Genomic DNA, 17,739 nt, shown 5'->3' with positions numbered 1-17,739 from the left:
CTTTGACTCGGCTTAGAACGTGCGCGGCTTCGGCGGCACGGATTCGACCGTCAGCGGCTTCATTTGAACCGGCTTGTAGTCGAGGCGATCGCCTTCGCTGTACCACAGCGTGTGGCGCAGCCAGTTGTCGTCGTCGCGATGCTCGTAGTCGCTGTGCGCGTGTGCGCCGCGGCTTTCCTTGCGCGCTTCGGCCGACACCATCGTGGCGCGAGCCACTTCGATCAGGTTCTCCAGCTCGAGCGCTTCGACGCGCGCGGTGTTGAACACCTTCGACTTGTCCTTCAGGTGGATGTTTTCCACGCGTGCCGCCAGGCCGGCCATCTGCTCGACGCCTTCCTTCAGCAGCGCCGACGTGCGGAACACGCCTGCGTGCTTCTGCATCGTCGCGCGGATGTCGTTCGCGACGTCCTGCGTGTACTCGCCCGAGCTCGACTTGTCGAGCTTCGCGAGGCGCGCCAGCGAGAATTCGCCTGCATCGGCCGGCAGCGGCTTGTGTTCCTTCTGGTTCTTCACGTGCTGAACGATATGGTTGCCGGCCGCACGGCCGAACACCACGAGGTCCAGCAGCGAGTTCGTGCCGAGACGGTTCGCGCCGTGCACCGACACGCACGAGCATTCGCCCACCGCGTAGAAGCCGTTGACCGGCTCCTTGTGATCGCGCGACGTGCCGACGACCTGACCGTGGATGTTGGTCGGGATGCCGCCCATCTGGTAGTGGATCGTCGGGACGACGGGAATCGGTTCCTTGATCGCGTCGACGTTCGCGAACTTCAGCGCGATTTCGCGGATCGACGGCAGACGCTTCATGATCGTCTCGGCGCCGATGTGCGACAGGTCGAGCAACACGTGATCCTTGTTCGGACCGACGCCGCGACCTTCCTTGATTTCCTGGTCCATCGAACGCGACACGAAATCGCGCGGCGCCAGATCCTTCAGCGTCGGCGCGTAGCGCTCCATGAAGCGCTCGCCGTTCGCGTTGCGCAGGATACCGCCTTCGCCGCGCACGCCTTCGGTGATCAGCACGCCCGCGCCGGCCACGCCGGTCGGGTGGAACTGCCAGAACTCCATGTCCTGCAGCGCGATGCCCGAGCGTGCCGCCATGCCGAGGCCGTCGCCGGTGTTGATGAACGCGTTCGTCGACGCCGCGAAGATCCGGCCTGCGCCGCCCGTCGCGAACAGCGTCGTCTTGCCTTCCATGATGTAGACGTCGCCCGTCTCCATCTCGAGGGCCGTCACGCCGAGCACGTCGCCGTCTGCATCGCGGATCAGGTCGAGCGCCATCCATTCGACGAAGAACTGCGTCTTCGCTTCGACGTTCTGCTGGTACAGCGTGTGCAGCAGCGCGTGACCGGTACGGTCGGCGGCCGCGCAAGCGCGCTGGACCGGCTTCTCGCCATAGTTCGCGGTGTGGCCGCCGAACGGGCGCTGGTAGATCGTGCCGTCCGCGTTGCGGTCGAACGGCATGCCGAAGTGTTCGAGCTCATACACGACGTTCGGCGCTTCACGGCACATGAACTCGATCGCGTCCTGGTCGCCGAGCCAGTCGGAGCCCTTGATCGTGTCGTAGAAGTGGTAGTGCCAGTTGTCTTCGCTCATGTTGCCGAGCGACGCGCCGATACCGCCTTGCGCGGCCACCGTGTGCGAACGGGTCGGGAACACCTTCGACAGCACGCCGACCGACAGGCCCGCGCGCGACAGTTGCAGCGCTGCGCGCAAGCCGGAGCCGCCTGCGCCGACGATCACGACGTCGAATTTGCGGCGCGGGAGGGAAGTTTTGATTGCAGCCATTCTTTACACTCTCCAGAGAATCTGCGCGGCGTAGCCCGCACATGCGAGCAGCCAGACGATGGTCAGCGATTGCAGCAGCAGGCGCACACCGACGGGCTTCACGTAGTCCATCCAGATGTCGCGCACGCCGACCCATGCGTGGTAGAAGAGGGAAAGCAGCATCACGAAGGTCGCGAGCTTCATCCATTGCGCGGCGAAGATCGATGCCCAGCCTTCGTACGAAAAATCGTGCGCGCCGAAGAACAGGACGAGCAGAATGACCGTGTAGACCGCCATGATCGTGGCGGTGACGCGCTGCGCGAGCCAGTCGCGCAGGCCGTAGTGAGCGCCGACGACGAGGCGCTTCGAGCCGATTCGGTTGTTGGCTGCCATTTTCTTAGAATGCTCCGAACAGTTTGAGTGCCATGGCGATCGTCAGCGCGATCGAGACGACAAAGACGACGACGGCCGTCCGCTTGCCGCCTTCCTTCGAGACGGCGTCGTGGTTGACGTCCATCAGCAGGTGGCGAATGCCGGCGCAGAAATGGTGGAAGAAGGCCCACGACAACGCGAGGACGATCAGCTTGACGACGATGTTGGAGAGGAAAGCCTTGAAGACTTCGAAGCTGAGCTCGGAGGTGAGGCTCTGGTCGAAGAGGAACAGCAGGAACGGCAGGAACAGGAACAGCAGCGCGCCGCTGACTCGGTGGAGAATCGACAATATCGCCGCCAGGGGCATGCGATATTTCAACGTGATGTCGCCGATTCCGATGTTCCGGTATTCCGGCCTCGGCTTTCTTACTGCGTCAGTCATGCTAGACCCCTACTATGTTGTCACACTAATCCGCGATTTTAGCGCCTTTTTATATCGCGCTGCAGCGAAAGTCTGCTCTGGATAATTGCGCGAATACGAACAAAGGCGGCCCGAAACGTGCTCCGCGAGCGTGGGAAACGCGATGCACGCGGCTGAGCCGAACGTCGTCAGCTCAAGTCATTCTGATAGTAGTACCCGGTTGTGACATACCAGCCGCGACGCACTTCCACCGGCCGGTCCCCATACGTATAGGACACTCGCTCGACCGACAGCAGCGGGAACCCGGCCGGCACGTGCAGCAGGTCGGCCACCGCCGGATCCGCCGCGACCGCGCGGATCTTCTCCGTCGCGCGGATCATCCGCGTCCCGAACTCCGTCTCGAACATCGCGTAGAGCGGCCCCTTGTACTCGCTCAGCCGCTCGAACGTCAGCCCGCGGAACATCGCGCCCGGCAGCCAGATCTCGTCGAGCACCGTCACTTCGCTGTCGAACTCCAGCAGGCGGCGCACCTGCACGACCGGATCGGCGGGCTTCAGGTCGAGCTGCCGCGCGATCTCGGCCGGCGCGCGCAGGCGCCGGCATTCGAGCAGGCGGCTCACGTGCGGGTGCTCGGCGCCGTCGTCGGCCAGCAGACGCAGAAAGCGGAACTGCGCGCGATCCTCGTTGTGCGTTGCAACAAAAGTACCCTTGCCCTGCCGCCGGACCACGAGGTTTTCGGCGGCCAGTTCGTCGATCGCCTTGCGCACGGTGCCCTGGCTGACCTTGTAGCGGGCCGCGAGCTCCACTTCGCTGGGGATGATCTCGCCCGGCTTCCATTCGCCGGATTCGAGACTTTGCGTGATCAATGACTTGATCTGCTGGTATAACGGGCTGAACGTCGGCGACGCGGAGGCCGCGGGCGAGGCTGCGGGATCGCCCGCGCCCGGCTGCCCTGGGCTGCCTGCGCCGGTCTGATTCGCGGTGTTCGCCTGGTTCGATGTCATGGCGCGCATTTCATCACAAACCGCACTTTTTCGTCCACTCAATTTCCGCAAAACATCTGTCTTATATAAGACATATGATACCGTTTGACTTTGCGCGTGACGGCTCCTACACTCCCGGTCGAGCAAGGGTTCGCGGGTGCAACAGCGCGTCCCCGGCTACGTGCCACGGCCGTCTCCAGGTTCACCGCGTCCGCCATCGCGAGTCCTCCGCCCTGCTTCAATGCAACGCTACGCACAACGCGCATAGAATGGCGTTTTCGCTCGCGTCCAACGCTTCATCCGTCCTGGAGATTTTCAATGGCTAAGCCCGCAAAGCGCGTTGCCGTCACCGGCGCCGCAGGTCAAATCGCTTACTCCCTGCTGTTCCGCATCGCGAACGGCGACCTGCTCGGCAAGGATCAGCCGGTCATCCTGCAACTGCTCGACCTCCCGCAAGCCCAAGGCGCCGTCAAGGGCGTCGTGATGGAACTCGACGACTGCGCGTTCCCGCTGCTCGCCGGCGTCGTGATCACCGACGATCCGAAGGTTGCATTCAAGGATGCAGACGTCGCGCTGCTGGTCGGTGCGCGTCCGCGCTCGAAGGGCATGGAGCGCAAGGACCTGCTGTCGGCGAACGCCGAAATCTTCACGGTTCAGGGCGCTGCGCTGAACGAAGTCGCGAGCCGCGACGTGAAGGTGCTGGTCGTCGGCAACCCGGCGAACACGAACGCGTACATCGCGATGAAGTCGGCGCCGGATCTGCCGAAGAAGAACTTCACGGCCATGCTGCGCCTCGACCACAACCGCGCGCTGTCGCAGCTCGCCGCCAAGTCGGGCAAGCCGGTCGCATCGATCGAGAAGCTCGCCGTGTGGGGCAACCACTCGCCGACGATGTACCCGGACTTCCGCTTCGCGACCGCAGAAGGCGAATCGCTGCTGAAGCTGATCAACGACGACGTGTGGAACCGCGACACGTTCATCCCGACCGTCGGCAAGCGCGGCGCGGCGATCATCGAAGCGCGCGGCCTGTCGTCGGCCGCATCGGCAGCCAACGCGGCGATCGACCACGTGCGTGACTGGGTGCTCGGCACGAACGGCAAGTGGGTCACGATGGGCATCCCGTCGGACGGCTCGTACGGCATCCCCGAGGACATCATCTACGGCGTGCCGGTCACCTGCGAAAACGGCGAGTACAAGCGCGTCGAAGGCCTCGAAATCGACGCGTTCTCGCGCGAGAAGATGGACGGCACGCTGGCCGAGCTGCTCGAAGAGCGCGATGGCGTCGCCCACCTGCTGAAGAACTAAGCATCATGCATCATGCCGGGCGGCCTTTCGGGACGCCCGGTTTCGGCATGGGCCGGCGCGCTGCCGGCCCATGCCGACCGATCCGATCCGCGCACGTTTTGTCGCCCCCGCGCCCGCCGCGCACCAGCCCAGAACCTGCCCGAATCCGATTTTCTCCACGTTGCACGCTCCCCTGACGTCGAAGAGATGGCCGCGCTCACTCCTGCACAAGTGCTGTACGACGGGGCGTCCCCGCCCGCGATCCTGCCCTGCTGCGATCACTACGCGGGCAGCGAGAAGCTGATGCGCAAGTCGCTCGCGCTGCAGGCGGAGCTGGGCCCCGTGTTCGACCTCACGCTCGACTGCGAGGACGGCGCGGCCGTCGGCCAGGAAGCCGCGCACGCAGCGCTCGTCGCCGATCTGCTCGGCAGCGCCGAGAACCGCTTCGGCCGCGTCGGCGTCCGCATCCACGACTTTTCCCATCCGCACTGGCGCGACGACGTGCGCATCGTGCTGCGCGCGCCGCGCGCACCCGCCTATCTCACGCTGCCGAAGGTCGCGAGCGCCGCCGATGCAGCCGAAATGACCGCGTTCATCGAAGGCACGCGCCGCGAGCTCGGCATCGCGCAGCCGATCCCGGTCGACGTGCTGATCGAGACGCATGGCGCGCTCGCGCAGGCAGCCGCCCTCGCCGCGCTGCCGACGGTCGGCACGCTGAGCTTCGGGCTGATGGATTTCGTCTCCGCGCACCACGGCGCGATTCCCGATTCCGCGATGCGCTCGCCCGGCCAGTTCGACCACCCGCTCGTGCGCCGCGCGAAGCTGGAAATCGCCGCGGCCTGTCATGCGCACGGCAAGACGCCGTCGCACAACGTGACGACCGAGGTGCGCGACATGAGCGTCGTCGCAGGCGATGCGCGCCGCGCGCGCGACGAATTCGCATTCACGCGGATGTGGAGCATCCACCCCGCGCAGATCCGCCCGATCGTCGACGCCTTCGCGCCGCGCGTCGACGAAGTCACGCTGGCCGCCGAGATCCTGCTGGCCGCGCAGGCCGCCGCCTGGGGCCCGACGCGCCACGGTGATACGCTGCACGATCGCGCGAGTTATCGTTATTACTGGTCGGTGCTGCGCCGGGCGCAGGCCACCGGCCAGCCCGTACCGGACGAGGCCGCACCGCTGTTCGGCCCGCCCGCCGCGGGCGTCGCGCCGTGAGCGTGCGCGGCCCGTCGAGACACGCGTTTCATGCATTCGACGTTTCGCCGACCGGACAGACGTTTGCGAAACGACAAAAAACGTAACGGAGCCCGAAAACCTGATATGTACGCGGCCAAATAGGTGAAAATAGCGGCCGCTGCGCGCTTTCGGGGCGCGTGCAGTTTCAAACCGGCCGGCAGTTTCGATTGCCGGCCCTTGTCAACTGATTATCGAAAGGTTCTGACTCCATGAAGAAACTCCTGATCGCTACCGCCATCGGCGCCTTGTCCGCCACGATGCTGGTGTCGGCTCCGAGCGCGTTTGCCCAGGGTACGGCCACCACCGCGAAGAAGGCCACGGCCAAGCGCCCGGCGCCGGCCAAGCGCATCATCCCGCGCAGCAAGAAGGCGCAGGCACGCGCGGCCGCCAAGGTCGATCCGGTACCGGACGGCGCGGTCAAGTGGTCCTGTAAGGAAGGCCTGTCGTTCGACCTCGCCGGCGACATGAAGCGCGACCAGGTCGTCACGGTTCACTGGGCGAAGAAGAACTACAAGCTGCCGCGTCAGGCCACGACGACGGGCGCCGACACGTTCTACGATCCGGCCGCAGGCTTCAAGCTGATCGTGATCCCGACCAAGGCGATGCTGTTCACCGACGCGAACGGCGGCGAGCGTCTCGCCGACGAGTGCGTGACGCCGGAAATGGCGCAAGGCGCCGCAGCGCCGACGCAGTCGAACGAGCTGAAGCCGGCCACGAACTAAGCGCGCGCGTTTTTCCGCTCCCGGCCCCTCGATGTCCGCCCCGGTCTCCAACGTCCGCCCTGCTCCGGATACGGTACTCGTCGACATCGTCGACTACGTGCTGAACACCGGCATCGACAGCGCGCTCGCGCTGGAGACGGCGCGTCATTGCCTGATCGACACGCTCGGATGCGGACTCGAGGCGCTGTCCTGCCCTGCCTGCACCAAGCTGCTCGGCCCCGTCGTGCCCGGCACGATCGTGCCGAACGGCGCGAAGGTGCCCGGCACGTCCTTCCAGCTCGATCCCGTCCAGGCCGCGTTCGGCATCGGCGCGATGATCCGCTGGCTGGACTTCAACGACACCTGGCTCGCCGCCGAATGGGGTCATCCGTCCGACAACCTCGGCGGGATCCTGGCGACGGCCGACTGGCTCTCCCGCACGGCCCGCGCGGCCGGCCGGAAGCCGCTCGCGATGCGCGACGTGCTGATCGCGATGATCCAGGCCCACGAGATCCAGGGCTGCCTCGCCCTCGAGAATGCGTTCAATGCCGTCGGGCTCGACCACGTGCTGCTCGTGAAGGTCGCGTCGACGGCCGTCGTCGGGCGCCTGCTCGGGCTCACGCGCGACGAGCTGATCAACGCTGTGTCCAACGCGTTCGTCGACGGCCAAGCGCTGCGAACCTACCGCCATGCGCCGAACACCGGTTCGCGCAAATCCTGGGCGGCCGGCGACGCGACGTCCCGTGCGGTGCGCCTCGCGCTGATCGCGAAGACGGGTGAAATGGGCTATCCGTCGGCGCTCACCGCCAAAACCTGGGGCTTCTACGACGTGCTGTTCGACGGCAGGCCGTTCCGCTTCCAGCGCCCGTACGGCACGTACGTGATGGAAAACGTGCTGTTCAAGATCGCGTTCCCCGCCGAATTCCATGCGCAGACGGCCGCCGAGGCCGCGCTGCAGCTGCATGCGCAGCTCGCCGCGACGGGCCGCACGACTGACGACATCGGCCGGATCACGATCCGCACGCATGCAGCGGCGATCCGCATCATCGACAAGCAGGGCCCGCTCGCCAATCCGGCCGACCGCGACCACTGCATCCAGTACATGGTCGCCGTGCCGTTGCTGTTCGGCCGCCTGACCGCGGCCGACTACGAAGACGCGGCCGCCGCGGACCCGCGCATCGACGCGCTGCGCGCGAAAACCGTGTGCGTCGAGGATCCGCAGTTCACGAAGGATTACCACGATCCGGACAAGCGATCGATCGCGAATGCGCTGACGATCGAGTTCAAGGACGGATCGAAGCTTGCCGAAGTGGCGGTCGAGTATCCGCTCGGCCATCGGCGGCGCCGGGCCGAAGGCGTCCCGCTGCTGGTCGATAAATTCCGGACCAACCTTGCGCGCCGCTTCCCGGCCAAGCAGCAACAAGCGATTCTCGACGTGTCGCTGGACCAGGCAAAGCTCGAAGCGATGCCGGTCGATGAGTACGTCGACTTGTACGTGATATAGCCGTCATTTACAGGACTCTTTGTTTCCTAGCCTTAAACCCAGGAAAATCACCATGGCCCACAATCTCCACAAGACCCTCAAGGAATTCGACAGCGGTTCCGGCAAAGGCAAGTTCTACTCGCTGCCGCAGCTCGGCAAGGAACTGAAGACGAAGATCGAACGCCTGCCGGTGTCGATCCGCATCGTGCTCGAGTCCGTGCTGCGCAACTACGACGGCAAGAAGATCACCGAAGAGCACATCGAGCAGCTCGCGAACTGGAAGCCGACCGCGAAGCGCGTCGACGAGATTCCGTTCGTCGTGTCGCGCGTCGTGCTGCAGGATTTCACGGGCGTGCCGCTGCTCGCCGACATCGCGGCCATGCGCGGCGTCGCCGAGCGCACGGGCAAGAACCCGAAGAAGATCGAGCCGCTGGTGCCGGTCGATCTCGTCGTCGACCACTCGGTCCAGATCGACTACTTCCGCCAGAAAGACGCGCTCGACCTGAACATGAAGCTGGAATTCCAGCGCAACAACGAGCGCTACCAGTTCATGAAGTGGGGCATGCAGGCGTTCGACACGTTCAAGGTCGTGCCGCCGGGCGTGGGCATCGTCCACCAGGTGAACCTCGAGTATCTGGCGCGCGGCGTCCACAAGAAGACGGACGGCGCCGACACCGTGTACTACCCGGACACCCTCGTCGGCACGGACAGCCACACGACGATGATCAACGGCATCGGCGTGGTCGGCTGGGGCGTGGGCGGCATCGAGGCGGAAGCCGGCATGCTCGGCCAGCCGGTGTACTTCCTGACGCCGGACGTCGTCGGCGTCGAGCTGAAGGGCAAGCTGCGCGAAGGCGTGACGGCCACCGACCTGGTGCTGACGATCACCGAAATGCTGCGCAAGGAGAAGGTCGTCGGCAAGTTCGTCGAATTCTTCGGCGAAGGCACGCGCTCGCTGTCGCTGCCGGACCGCGCGACGATCGGCAACATGGCGCCCGAATACGGCGCGACGATGGGCTTCTTCCCGGTCGACGAAAAGACGATCGACTACTTCGAAGGCACGGGCCGCACGAAGGCCGAAATCGCCGCGTTCGAAAACTACTTCAAGGCGCAGAACCTGTTCGGCATCCCGAACGCCGGCGACATCGACTACACGAAGGTCGTGACGCTGGATCTGACGACGGTCGCTCCGTCGCTGGCCGGCCCGAAGCGCCCGCAGGACCGCATCGAGATCGGCCACGTCAAGTCGACGTTCACCGACCTGTTCTCGAAGCCGGTCGCGGAAAACGGCTTCGCGAAGAAGGCGGACGACCTGGGCACGCAGTACACGACGAGCAACGGCGTCGACGTGAAGAACGGCGACATCCTGATCGCCGCGATCACGTCGTGCACGAACACGTCGAACCCGAGCGTGCTGCTGGCCGCCGGCCTGCTCGCGAAGAAGGCGGTCGAGGCCGGCCTCACGGTCGATCCGAAGATCAAGACCTCGCTCGCGCCGGGATCGCGCATCGTCACCGAGTATCTGACGAAGACGGGCCTGCTGCCCTACCTGTCGAAGCTCGGTTTCGAAGTCGCGGCGTACGGCTGCACGACCTGTATCGGCAACGCGGGCGACCTGACGCCGGAACTGAACGAAGCGATCACGAAGAACGACATCGTCGCGGCGGCCGTGCTGTCCGGCAACCGTAACTTCGAAGCGCGTATCCACCCGAACATCCGCGCGAACTTCCTCGCGTCGCCGCCGCTCGTCGTCGCGTACGCGATCGCCGGCAACATCACGCGCGACCTGATGACCGAGCCGGTCGGCAAGGGCAAGGGCGGCCGCGACATCTACCTCGGCGACATCTGGCCGACGAGCGAAGAAATCCACGCACTGCTCAAGTTCGCGCTCGATCCGAAGAAGTTCGAGGACAACTACTCGAAGCTGACCAAGAAGGGTGACCTCTGGAGCAAGATCGAGGGCGAGACGGGCGAGGTCTACGACTGGCCGAAGTCGACCTACATCGCCGAGCCGCCGTTCTTCGGCAACGACTTCTCGATGGAACCGGCTGCGTCGATCCCGACCGTCAAGGGCGCGCGCGCACTGGGCATCTTCGGTGATTCGGTCACGACCGACCACATCAGCCCGGCAGGCTCGATCAAGGAAGACTCGCCGGCAGGCAAGTGGCTGAAGGAAAACGGCGTGCAGAAGGCCGACTTCAACAGCTACGGCTCGCGCCGCGGCAACCACGACGTGATGATGCGCGGCACGTTCGCGAACGTCCGGATCAAGAACCTGATGATCCCGGCGAAGGCGGACGGCACGCGCGTCGAAGGCGGCCTGACGATCCACCAGCCGAGCGGCGAACAGCAGTCGATCTACGATGCAGCGATGCAGTACGTCGCCGCCGGCACGCCGACCGTCGTGTTCGCGGGCGAAGAGTACGGCACGGGTTCGTCGCGCGACTGGGCCGCGAAGGGCACGCAACTGCTCGGCGTGAAGGCCGTGATCGCTCGCAGCTTCGAGCGCATCCACCGCTCGAACCTGGTCGGCATGGGCGTGCTGCCGCTGCAGTTCAAGGGCGCGGACAGCGTGCAGTCGCTCGGCATCACCGGCGAAGAGACGTACGACATCGAAGGCCTCGGCGACGACTTCAAGCCGCAGCAGGACGTCACGCTCGTGATTCACCGCAAGAACGGCGAAACGCAGCGCGTGCCGGTGCTGCTGCGTATCGATACGCCGATCGAAGTCGACTACTACAAGCACGGCGGGATCCTGCCGTTCGTGCTGCGCTCGCTGCTCGCCGCGTAAGCGCCCTGCTTTTGCAGGTGCCGCAGCCGCCTCGCGGGCGGTTGCGGCCGATTTGGATGCCCGACCTCGTGTCGGGCTTTTTTTCGCCTGCCGCTCGGTTGGCGCGCGGCGTAGCGCCGACCGCGCGGCAGCGCCCTGCTTTCGCGGGATGCCACCGGCCGGCATCCGGCTCGCGCGTCACGCCGCCTTGCTGCTTCGCACCTTCGCGCCCGCGGAGGAACCCGCCCGCGCGTTCTTCTTCAGATGCGTGCGGTTGTATTCGATCGCCTCGCGCACGAGGTTTTTCAACGCCCGCTTGTCGAGCTTATCGCCTTCGAAGAAATCGATCGCGCGCCGCGCATTGCCTTCGAGACCGTCGTTGAACAACTGGTCGGGATCGGGCAATTTCGCGCCGTGCATGAACGTCAGCTTCACCTTGCCCTTGTGCGCGTTCGCGACCGCGATCATCCCGTCGCACGACCACACGGGGCTGCCCATCCACTTCCATTCCTCGACGATGCTGTCGTCCGCCGCGAGAATCGTCTGGCGGAGCTCGGCGAAGGTCTTGCCGCGCCAGTCGGCGATGCCGGCGATCAGCGCATCGATGCGCTCGGATGGCGTGAGGTCCGTTGCACTCATGCGTGAGCCTCCATTTGCGAGTCAGGACGCGACAGCACCTGTTCGAGCGACTCGAAGAACCGTACCCAGCCATACTGCGCGCCGCGGTACGCCTGCTCCTGATCGGCGCGGAAGCCGACCTGTTCCATGCGCAGGTGCGTGCCGGCCGGCGTCGGCGTGAGCGTCCACGTGACGACGCTTTCGAGGCCGTGGGCCGCCCACGTATAGGACAGCGTACGGTGCGGCTCGATCGCGAGGACCGTGCAGTCGACCGAGCCCCAGTCCGCGCGAAAGGTGAACGCGCGGCCCGCGACGGGCTCGAAATCGCTCGTCATCAGCCACGCCTCGATCAGGTGCGGTTGCGTGAGCGCGCGCCAGATCTTCTCCGGCGGATGCTGCAGCTCCCGGTCGACGACGACGGAGCGCGTTTCGGTAGAGGCTTGGTTCATGACTGATCCATCCTTTTGAGCAGATCTTCGAGGGCATCGAACCGGCTCTGCCAGAAGCCTGCCATCTGGCTCGTCCAGTCGATCAACGGGGCCAGCGCCTGCGGCTGCGCGCTGTAGTGCGTCTGCCGGCCTTCGTGACGGTCGTTCACGAGCCCGGCCTGCTTCAGTACGCCCAGATGCTTCGATACCGCCGGCTGCGACACACCCGCATGGGTCGTCAGCGCGGCAACCGTCAGTTCGCCCTCCGCGCAGAGCCGCTCGAAAAGCGCACGGCGCGTGGGGTCGGCGAGTGTCCGGAAAAGCGTGTCCTGAGCGTTTTGCATAGTGTCCAAAATCCATAACCAACTGGTTATGGATGGAAGGATAGCGGCCAGGCAGCGAGTGTCAAGGAGGAATTTTGCTGACGTCCACGATCGTGGCGACTGGGCCTGTGGCAAGGAAGATTGCGAGAAGTCTCCACACTACGCAGCCGGAATCCAGTCCTTTCTATTTCTTATTCAATCGTCGCGTACAGTCCGGCGCCACGCATCAAGCGCTCTCATGTTCGGGCTTCCATGCGTTGCAGTTGTCGGAAAAAGTCATCTTCCACCAGGTTACGCCTTAAAAACGAGCCGCCGAGTTGTATCAGAAACAGCAAGACGAACCCGCCTATACAGGCCCAAAACCAGCCTTGAGATGCGTTGAGGGCATGCAACGCAATCATCATCACGAGCAGGCAGCAACTCCCGCCCACGGTGACAGACAAGCTCAGCAGACGCGCATAGGCTGCATCGACGCGAGGCACAGGAACGAACTCGGTTCCAACCAGGTTCAGCCGCACCTTTTGGGCGCTAACTGAAGCAATCAGTTGCGCGCCCTGGCCATGCGCGACCATCTGCGCCGCGAGCGCCTGAAGCAAGAGCGCATTTACCGGCCCCGGTTTGCCGATCGCGCGATCGACGTCGTGCACCGGCAGCTCCGGGCTTACGTCCTTGATGGCGCCCAGCGTTGCATGACGGCCCTGGGACGGTAGATCACTCATCCATGCGTGCCGGATTCTCCGGCGTGGCGTCTGCTCCGAGGACAGCAGCGTCTCCAGCCCGTCCACCACGGAATCGGATGGCATCGCGATCGGGCGGAATAATCGCGCCTGCGGCAAGACCGTTGCCTTGAGGCTCGCGGCTACACGCGGCGACGTAAGCAACATCGCCACAGCGGCCTCGGACCAGACCGGCTCGATGCGCTCCGCATGCAGTTGGCAGGCCAGCAACAGCCGGAAATCGGACGTCCAGCCCTTGTCGAACCACGTGTCGATATTCGCCTCGTTCGCATCGAACGGCACCCACAAGAACTGCACGAGATTGGGTAGATTCAGTTTTTTCCAGACCGCTCGCAGTTCGGCCAGATCGTCCTTGTTGGCGGATTGCAGGATCACGTCGATCGCATGACCCGACGCATCATGACGCACGAGGCTGGCCGAGAACCGGCTCGTCAGTTGCTCCAGTACCACCGCAAGCCGCGATACGCCTGCCGAGCCTTCCGTTTGCGGCAAAGGCAGGATCTTGCCGGGGTTGATCGGCGCGCTGCCCTCCAGGCCAAGCAGACGTTCGCCAACTCGGGCTCGGCCGTCAACGCGATGCTATCAACGATCATCACATGAGCTTGTGCCCATTGCCGCCATGCAGCCCGCTCGGCGCGGCACAGGAAATTCCACCAATCAACCCGCTCGATCCAATCCTCGTAGCCGGAATAGATCGCCGAGCATACGCCGCCCGATATCAGCAGCGGCAACAGGAACGCGCGCACGAAGAATAGTTCGGACATCACCGGTTTACCCTGCTCCCAGTTGAATACCGTGATGAGTATGCCGGCGGTCTGTATGACGACTACGGCAAGCACACACCACCAGATCGAGGGCGGCTTGCCGTACTGATACTCAGCGACACCTGGGAGGGCCCATGTTCTGCTCATACGATTTTCATCCCCGTGCTGCTGGCGATCACCTGGCTGCCGCACCGCGTTCGGCACATATGCACAGCCCATTTCCGGCCGCCTTCGCTGTAGCCCTCGGCACATTCAACGATCGCGTTGTCACCGTGCTCCGGACACGAGACGATGTCATGCAACAACGCGACCTTGCGGCCGTCGAGGTCGAACGTCGATGAAGCGGTCTTTACGATGCCGCCGTGTGTCGTCGCATCGCCTATGCATATTGGGTTCTTCATGATGATGTAGTACGTGTACGGTGATATGAATTGAGCGTCTCATTGAAGCATCAGGGGCATATTTTTCATCGGCGTTTGCACTTCACTGAGGTATCAACGGCGCATCCGGGTTGGTTGGTTTGATCGATGTGTCGCAGGTGATTCGGTCCTGGCCGGAGGGTGTGCGAAGATTGGACGGCATCTTCGCATCAAACTCGATGCGCTTATGCATAGAATTAGAAATGAGCGGATAGCGATCAGTGTCCAACACGTCCACCGTCTCGCTGATTTTTTTTGAAACAAAAATACTATCTCGCGTAACTGCGAATGCATATTTCTTCGAATCCTCAAACGGGTTGAAGCTATGATCCGCGTAGACCTTCGTGGCGAAAGTTTTCCCACCATTTAGCGAGTACCAAAACGGTACCGCACAACCTTTTTCGCCATTCCCACAAACCATTTCATTCGGGTAGGCCAAAGGCAACACAATATTCTGACCGCTCGGATCGGCATTAATGATGCGGCCCTGGAAATTTTCAAACATGCCTCGCCCTAAAAATTTTCGAATCCCAGCGCGGGTGTCGTTGTAGTACGATTCCCCATGATGACAGTCCCGGTAACGTTCCAACGTTACAAAGCGATGATCGTCAATCCGATAGATCACTTGTGGCGGCGAGTCATACGGCAACTCCTTGAGCGCTGAGCTCATGAAATCACCAAGCCCGAAGGCCGGACGGCGCGGAGTCTGCGCGGTGCACCCTTGCATCAGGGCAATCAGCGCAATTATGGTCATGACGTTTTTCATCGGCGTTTGCACTTCACTGAGGTATCAACGGCGCATCCGGGTTGGTTGGTTTGATCGATGTGTCACAGGTGATTCGGTCCTGGCCGGAGGGTGTGCGAAGCTTTGAGAAAACACTAGGCCGCTTTGATGCAGCGAAACTCCCGCCCCGGACGCCAGGAGGATAGGGTTTGCTTAAATCAATGCCTGGCACCATCGGATATTCGACAACGTAGGCGTCATTGTCTGCCGATCTATTGGAGACATAGAGTCGGTCGCCGGTTACAAAGACCGAATAGTCCCGCGAATCCTCGAACGGATCAAAGCTGTGTTTCATATAAACCATTGCGGAAAAGTTCCTCCCACCGTCCGTCGAATACAACAATCCAACGTCAACTCCATGATCTGATGTTCCAAGATGCGGTGGCGCACCGGACGGAAATGCCAAATTTTTCCCGGTCATATCGGCATTAATGAGTCTACCTTGGTAATCTTCGATACTAGCCCTACCCAGGCCCGTTTTTATACCAATGCGCATATCGTTGTAATAGGCTTGACCATAATTGCAGTCTCGATAGTTCTCGAGCGTAACAAAGCGATGATCATCGATCCTATAAATTATCTGAGTCGGCGAATCATAGGGAAGTGCATTTACACGCAAAAAATTACCCAATGAGAATATCTGCCTTTGCTGTGCCGCACATCCCTGCATCAGGGCTACCAGTACAACGATAACAATCGAGCACTTCATCACGCTCCTCCTTTCCACTGCTGCTGCCGCAATTGTTCAGCTTCGGCCTTGCTTTGTTCCTCGGCCACCGTGTCCCAATCGATATAGGCAGGTTTAACAATGCTTTGGGGAGCGCCAAGCTCGAAATAATCGTCATAGCCCTGCGTCCAGTCGGCAGACTTCATCAGGAGGGTCCAGAACGCCGGCTTCTCATATGCATCACAAAAGCCGATTGGGAGATCGTAGGCCACCACTCGGCGCATGAACGCCTGATGCTGCGGCAACGTGCTGTGATTAGTCGGCTCGGCGAGATAGGTATCGAGTCGGTGCAGCATTTCGTCTTGGGTCTCAAGTCGATTTGCGCGTTTGGACCTGTAAATATCCTCGGTAGTAACGGTACGTGCGGGCTGAAAAATCGAGCGCATGTACCGGTAGTCGGGATCAGCGTATTGGCCCTGGTTCGGATCGATTGGATTCTTGACCCACTTACCCATCTCTGGTGCGGTCAGCCGAGATAAATCGAAGTATTTCATTTCCTCTTCCGTGACCGGATTCGGCACCTGCTCGGCATTGATCGTCACCGTTTTATCGGGATGCGGTACCGCCCATAGCTTCACGAGGGGCGTAAAGATATTCCGGTTGCCGTTCCAGAAATCGGTAGACTTTGCTCCAGGTACAAGTTTGTCTTCGGGAGTCGGTGGCAGCGTGCCGAATCTCTTTGCACCAGGCGCATCGCCCACCGGCGTACCGCGCGCCAGCATGCGCTGCTTCACGATGTCATCCAACTCTTTAAGCAATTCGTCATCCACGCCCTGCCAGCCGATGCTTTGCAGCGGCACCGCGCCCATTACTCGATCATGCGGCGTGAAGTACACGTACAGCCGGCCATGATTGTCGCGCTCATGCAGGCCGGACTTGCGCTGGTTGTCAGGCCGCCAGAAATCCATGTCTTCGGACGCGCCGCACTGAAGCTGTTTCAATTCCGTCTCAGTGAAAACACGCTTGTCCTGCTTGATCCGGCTTGCGATATTCCTGAACGTGTTGACGCGTGCCTCCGGTGTGGGACGCTCCGCACCGCAGGCCAGCGCGTCCGTGATCTTGTCATCCAGGGCATAAGGCGAATTCATCACGAACACGGCATCGGGCGCGCGCGTCTTGCATAAGGCGGTCGCCGCCAGCGCGATCATCGTCCCTTGGCTATGCGACATCACTGACACCGTATCGCGCGGGCACTCGTTTCGAATCCGATCGATCAGGTCGGCCAGCCGTTGAGCCGCGTGCGCGTAGTACGTGCGCGGAGGGGCGTCCTGCAATTGGCGATCAGCCTCCGTATTCAACGACTCCATGTCGAACCTGAACACATGACGCTTGAATCCCTCGCAACTCCACAACTGCGGCAGGTTGTTGGTGCCATTCTGGAAAGGGCCGCCGCCCCAATACCACGGACCGTTCTCGTTCGTGCACGCTGGCGCCCAGATATCGAAGCCGCGCGGATTGCGCATCGGGATGCGCCAGTTGCGCTCGGTCCCAGGAGCTGCGCTGTAGCCCCAATAGAAGCGGATCACGGGAGAATGGCCGCTCCACTCTGGATCAAGCTGGCGAGCGATCGGCATATCAGTTTTCTTATCGTAGGTAATGTATCTGTTCTCTCTGAGCTTCCAACCGTCAGCACGATTCAAGCGCACATTTAGTCCTTCACACAACGCCTTTTCAGCCGCGTCATACCACTCCCCCGTAGAATTCACACCATGCACAAAGATGATGACGCCGGGCATATGAGGCGGAATTCGACACTCTGCCCGCACCTGAAAACTGCTCGGCGTGTGATAAGACTCCCAATACGGTTGCCCAAGATGATCGCGCTTCATCGGCACGATGCGCGTTGCAGTGTCATGTTGATAGAGCTGCGCCGCATCGTCATCGTCGCCCGTACCATCTGACTGGTTTGACTGGTCGGTCAT

General features: G+C 62.5%; 18 protein-coding genes. 5 read left to right on the top strand and 13 right to left on the bottom strand.

All coding sequences use genetic code 11. The annotated features are described in order from the left end of the window. Positions 1-12 precede the first annotated feature (12 nt). The 4 genes from sdhA to CFB89_RS20125 all read right to left on the bottom strand — a co-directional run bounded on the left by sdhA (position 13) and on the right by CFB89_RS20125 (position 3,564). Positions 13-1,788, bottom strand: a complete 1,776-nt coding sequence (gene sdhA / locus CFB89_RS20140; protein ID WP_089469365.1) for a succinate dehydrogenase flavoprotein subunit — start codon at positions 1,786-1,788, stop codon at positions 13-15. A 3-nt stretch (positions 1,789-1,791) separates the two neighbouring features. Further along, positions 1,792-2,160 carry a succinate dehydrogenase, hydrophobic membrane anchor protein gene (gene sdhD / locus CFB89_RS20135; protein WP_006487767.1) on the bottom strand — a complete coding sequence of 123 codons (369 nt, stop codon included), beginning with the start codon at positions 2,158-2,160 and terminating at the stop codon, positions 1,792-1,794. 4 nt (positions 2,161-2,164) lie between these two features. Beyond that, the gene (gene sdhC, locus CFB89_RS20130; protein ID WP_059582807.1) at positions 2,165-2,581 is read right to left on the bottom strand and encodes a succinate dehydrogenase, cytochrome b556 subunit; all 417 of its coding nucleotides are present in this window, start codon (positions 2,579-2,581) and stop codon (positions 2,165-2,167) included. Between the two features lie 167 nt (positions 2,582-2,748). Further along, complete coding sequence (locus CFB89_RS20125; RefSeq protein WP_218828350.1) at positions 2,749-3,564, bottom strand: GntR family transcriptional regulator; 816 nt, start codon at positions 3,562-3,564, stop codon at positions 2,749-2,751. Between the two features lie 297 nt (positions 3,565-3,861). On the opposite strand from CFB89_RS20125, the gene CFB89_RS20120 reads away from it, so the two are divergent. From CFB89_RS20120 to acnA, 5 genes are all read left to right on the top strand, one after another. Further along, positions 3,862-4,848, top strand: a complete 987-nt coding sequence (locus CFB89_RS20120; protein WP_006479357.1) for a malate dehydrogenase — start codon at positions 3,862-3,864, stop codon at positions 4,846-4,848. Between the two features lie 186 nt (positions 4,849-5,034). After that, positions 5,035-6,042 (top strand): CoA ester lyase, encoded by a 1,008-nt coding sequence (locus CFB89_RS20115; protein ID WP_089469363.1) that lies wholly within the window; start codon positions 5,035-5,037, stop codon positions 6,040-6,042. A 230-nt stretch (positions 6,043-6,272) separates the two neighbouring features. Beyond that, a complete protein-coding gene (locus CFB89_RS20110) occupies positions 6,273-6,785 on the top strand; it encodes a hypothetical protein (RefSeq protein ID WP_089469362.1) in 513 nt (170 codons plus the stop codon). A 31-nt stretch (positions 6,786-6,816) separates the two neighbouring features. Continuing rightward, a complete protein-coding gene (locus CFB89_RS20105; RefSeq protein ID WP_089469361.1) occupies positions 6,817-8,268 on the top strand; it encodes a bifunctional 2-methylcitrate dehydratase/aconitate hydratase in 1,452 nt (483 codons plus the stop codon). 52 nt (positions 8,269-8,320) lie between these two features. After that, on the top strand, positions 8,321-11,038 hold the full coding sequence (gene acnA, locus CFB89_RS20100; protein ID WP_089469360.1) for an aconitate hydratase AcnA: 2,718 nt from the start codon (positions 8,321-8,323) through the stop codon (positions 11,036-11,038). A 177-nt stretch (positions 11,039-11,215) separates the two neighbouring features. On the opposite strand, the gene CFB89_RS20095 is transcribed toward acnA, so the two are convergent. The 9 genes from CFB89_RS20095 to CFB89_RS20060 all read right to left on the bottom strand — a co-directional run bounded on the left by CFB89_RS20095 (position 11,216) and on the right by CFB89_RS20060 (position 17,739). After that, entirely contained in the window at positions 11,216-11,656 is a 441-nt protein-coding gene (locus CFB89_RS20095; protein ID WP_089469359.1) for a DUF1801 domain-containing protein, read from the bottom strand. Then, on the bottom strand, positions 11,653-12,084 hold the full coding sequence (locus CFB89_RS20090) for an SRPBCC domain-containing protein (RefSeq protein ID WP_089469358.1): 432 nt from the start codon (positions 12,082-12,084) through the stop codon (positions 11,653-11,655). Before CFB89_RS20090 ends, CFB89_RS20095 begins: the two co-directional genes overlap by 4 nt. Continuing rightward, a complete protein-coding gene (locus CFB89_RS20085; protein ID WP_089469357.1) occupies positions 12,081-12,407 on the bottom strand; it encodes a helix-turn-helix transcriptional regulator in 327 nt (108 codons plus the stop codon). Before CFB89_RS20085 ends, CFB89_RS20090 begins: the two co-directional genes overlap by 4 nt. Before the next feature lie 215 nt (positions 12,408-12,622). Then, a complete protein-coding gene (locus CFB89_RS20080) occupies positions 12,623-13,615 on the bottom strand; it encodes a hypothetical protein (protein ID WP_256979717.1) in 993 nt (330 codons plus the stop codon). Further along, complete coding sequence (locus CFB89_RS35415) at positions 13,555-14,034, bottom strand: hypothetical protein (RefSeq protein WP_256979716.1); 480 nt, start codon at positions 14,032-14,034, stop codon at positions 13,555-13,557. The genes CFB89_RS20080 and CFB89_RS35415 overlap by 61 nt, the downstream gene beginning before the upstream one ends. Continuing rightward, the gene (locus CFB89_RS20075; RefSeq protein WP_089469356.1) at positions 14,031-14,288 is read right to left on the bottom strand and encodes a PAAR domain-containing protein; all 258 of its coding nucleotides are present in this window, start codon (positions 14,286-14,288) and stop codon (positions 14,031-14,033) included. The genes CFB89_RS35415 and CFB89_RS20075 overlap by 4 nt, the downstream gene beginning before the upstream one ends. An 82-nt stretch (positions 14,289-14,370) precedes the next feature. Beyond that, a complete protein-coding gene (locus CFB89_RS20070; protein WP_089469355.1) occupies positions 14,371-15,072 on the bottom strand; it encodes a hypothetical protein in 702 nt (233 codons plus the stop codon). 13 nt (positions 15,073-15,085) lie between these two features. Continuing rightward, complete coding sequence (locus CFB89_RS20065) at positions 15,086-15,799, bottom strand: hypothetical protein (protein ID WP_089469354.1); 714 nt, start codon at positions 15,797-15,799, stop codon at positions 15,086-15,088. Continuing rightward, positions 15,799-17,739, bottom strand: coding sequence for a DUF3274 domain-containing protein (locus tag CFB89_RS20060; RefSeq protein ID WP_179233482.1), 1,941 nt, complete (start codon positions 17,737-17,739; stop codon positions 15,799-15,801). Before CFB89_RS20060 ends, CFB89_RS20065 begins: the two co-directional genes overlap by 1 nt.

Origin of the sequence: Burkholderia sp. AU16741, from assembly GCF_002223345.1 — a bacterium.
GTDB classification, from domain to species: domain Bacteria; phylum Pseudomonadota; class Gammaproteobacteria; order Burkholderiales; family Burkholderiaceae; genus Burkholderia; species Burkholderia sola.
The sequence above is the reverse complement of the archived record's forward strand: the minus strand, read 5'-3'. Positions and strand labels throughout refer to the sequence as shown.

Excerpts from the sequence above, each read along its gene's own strand:
- sdhA (WP_089469365.1), bottom strand. The coding sequence starts at position 1,788 with ATGGCTGCAATCAAAACTTCCCTCCCGCGCCGCAAATTCGACGTCGTG.
- sdhD (WP_006487767.1), bottom strand. The coding sequence starts at position 2,160 with ATGGCAGCCAACAACCGAATCGGCTCGAAGCGCCTCGTCGTCGGCGCT.
- sdhC (WP_059582807.1), bottom strand. The coding sequence starts at position 2,581 with ATGACTGACGCAGTAAGAAAGCCGAGGCCGGAATACCGGAACATCGGA.
- CFB89_RS20125 (WP_218828350.1), bottom strand. The coding sequence starts at position 3,564 with ATGACATCGAACCAGGCGAACACCGCGAATCAGACCGGCGCAGGCAGC.
- CFB89_RS20120 (WP_006479357.1), top strand. The coding sequence starts at position 3,862 with ATGGCTAAGCCCGCAAAGCGCGTTGCCGTCACCGGCGCCGCAGGTCAA.
- CFB89_RS20115 (WP_089469363.1), top strand. The coding sequence starts at position 5,035 with ATGGCCGCGCTCACTCCTGCACAAGTGCTGTACGACGGGGCGTCCCCG.
- CFB89_RS20110 (WP_089469362.1), top strand. The coding sequence starts at position 6,273 with ATGAAGAAACTCCTGATCGCTACCGCCATCGGCGCCTTGTCCGCCACG.
- CFB89_RS20105 (WP_089469361.1), top strand. The coding sequence starts at position 6,817 with ATGTCCGCCCCGGTCTCCAACGTCCGCCCTGCTCCGGATACGGTACTC.
- acnA (WP_089469360.1), top strand. The coding sequence starts at position 8,321 with ATGGCCCACAATCTCCACAAGACCCTCAAGGAATTCGACAGCGGTTCC.
- CFB89_RS20095 (WP_089469359.1), bottom strand. The coding sequence starts at position 11,656 with ATGAGTGCAACGGACCTCACGCCATCCGAGCGCATCGATGCGCTGATC.
- CFB89_RS20090 (WP_089469358.1), bottom strand. The coding sequence starts at position 12,084 with ATGAACCAAGCCTCTACCGAAACGCGCTCCGTCGTCGTCGACCGGGAG.
- CFB89_RS20085 (WP_089469357.1), bottom strand. The coding sequence starts at position 12,407 with ATGCAAAACGCTCAGGACACGCTTTTCCGGACACTCGCCGACCCCACG.
- CFB89_RS35415 (WP_256979716.1), bottom strand. The coding sequence starts at position 14,034 with ATGAGCAGAACATGGGCCCTCCCAGGTGTCGCTGAGTATCAGTACGGC.
- CFB89_RS20075 (WP_089469356.1), bottom strand. The coding sequence starts at position 14,288 with ATGAAGAACCCAATATGCATAGGCGATGCGACGACACACGGCGGCATC.
- CFB89_RS20070 (WP_089469355.1), bottom strand. The coding sequence starts at position 15,072 with ATGAAAAACGTCATGACCATAATTGCGCTGATTGCCCTGATGCAAGGG.
- CFB89_RS20065 (WP_089469354.1), bottom strand. The coding sequence starts at position 15,799 with ATGAAGTGCTCGATTGTTATCGTTGTACTGGTAGCCCTGATGCAGGGA.
- CFB89_RS20060 (WP_179233482.1), bottom strand. The coding sequence starts at position 17,739 with ATGACCGACCAGTCAAACCAGTCAGATGGTACGGGCGACGATGACGAT.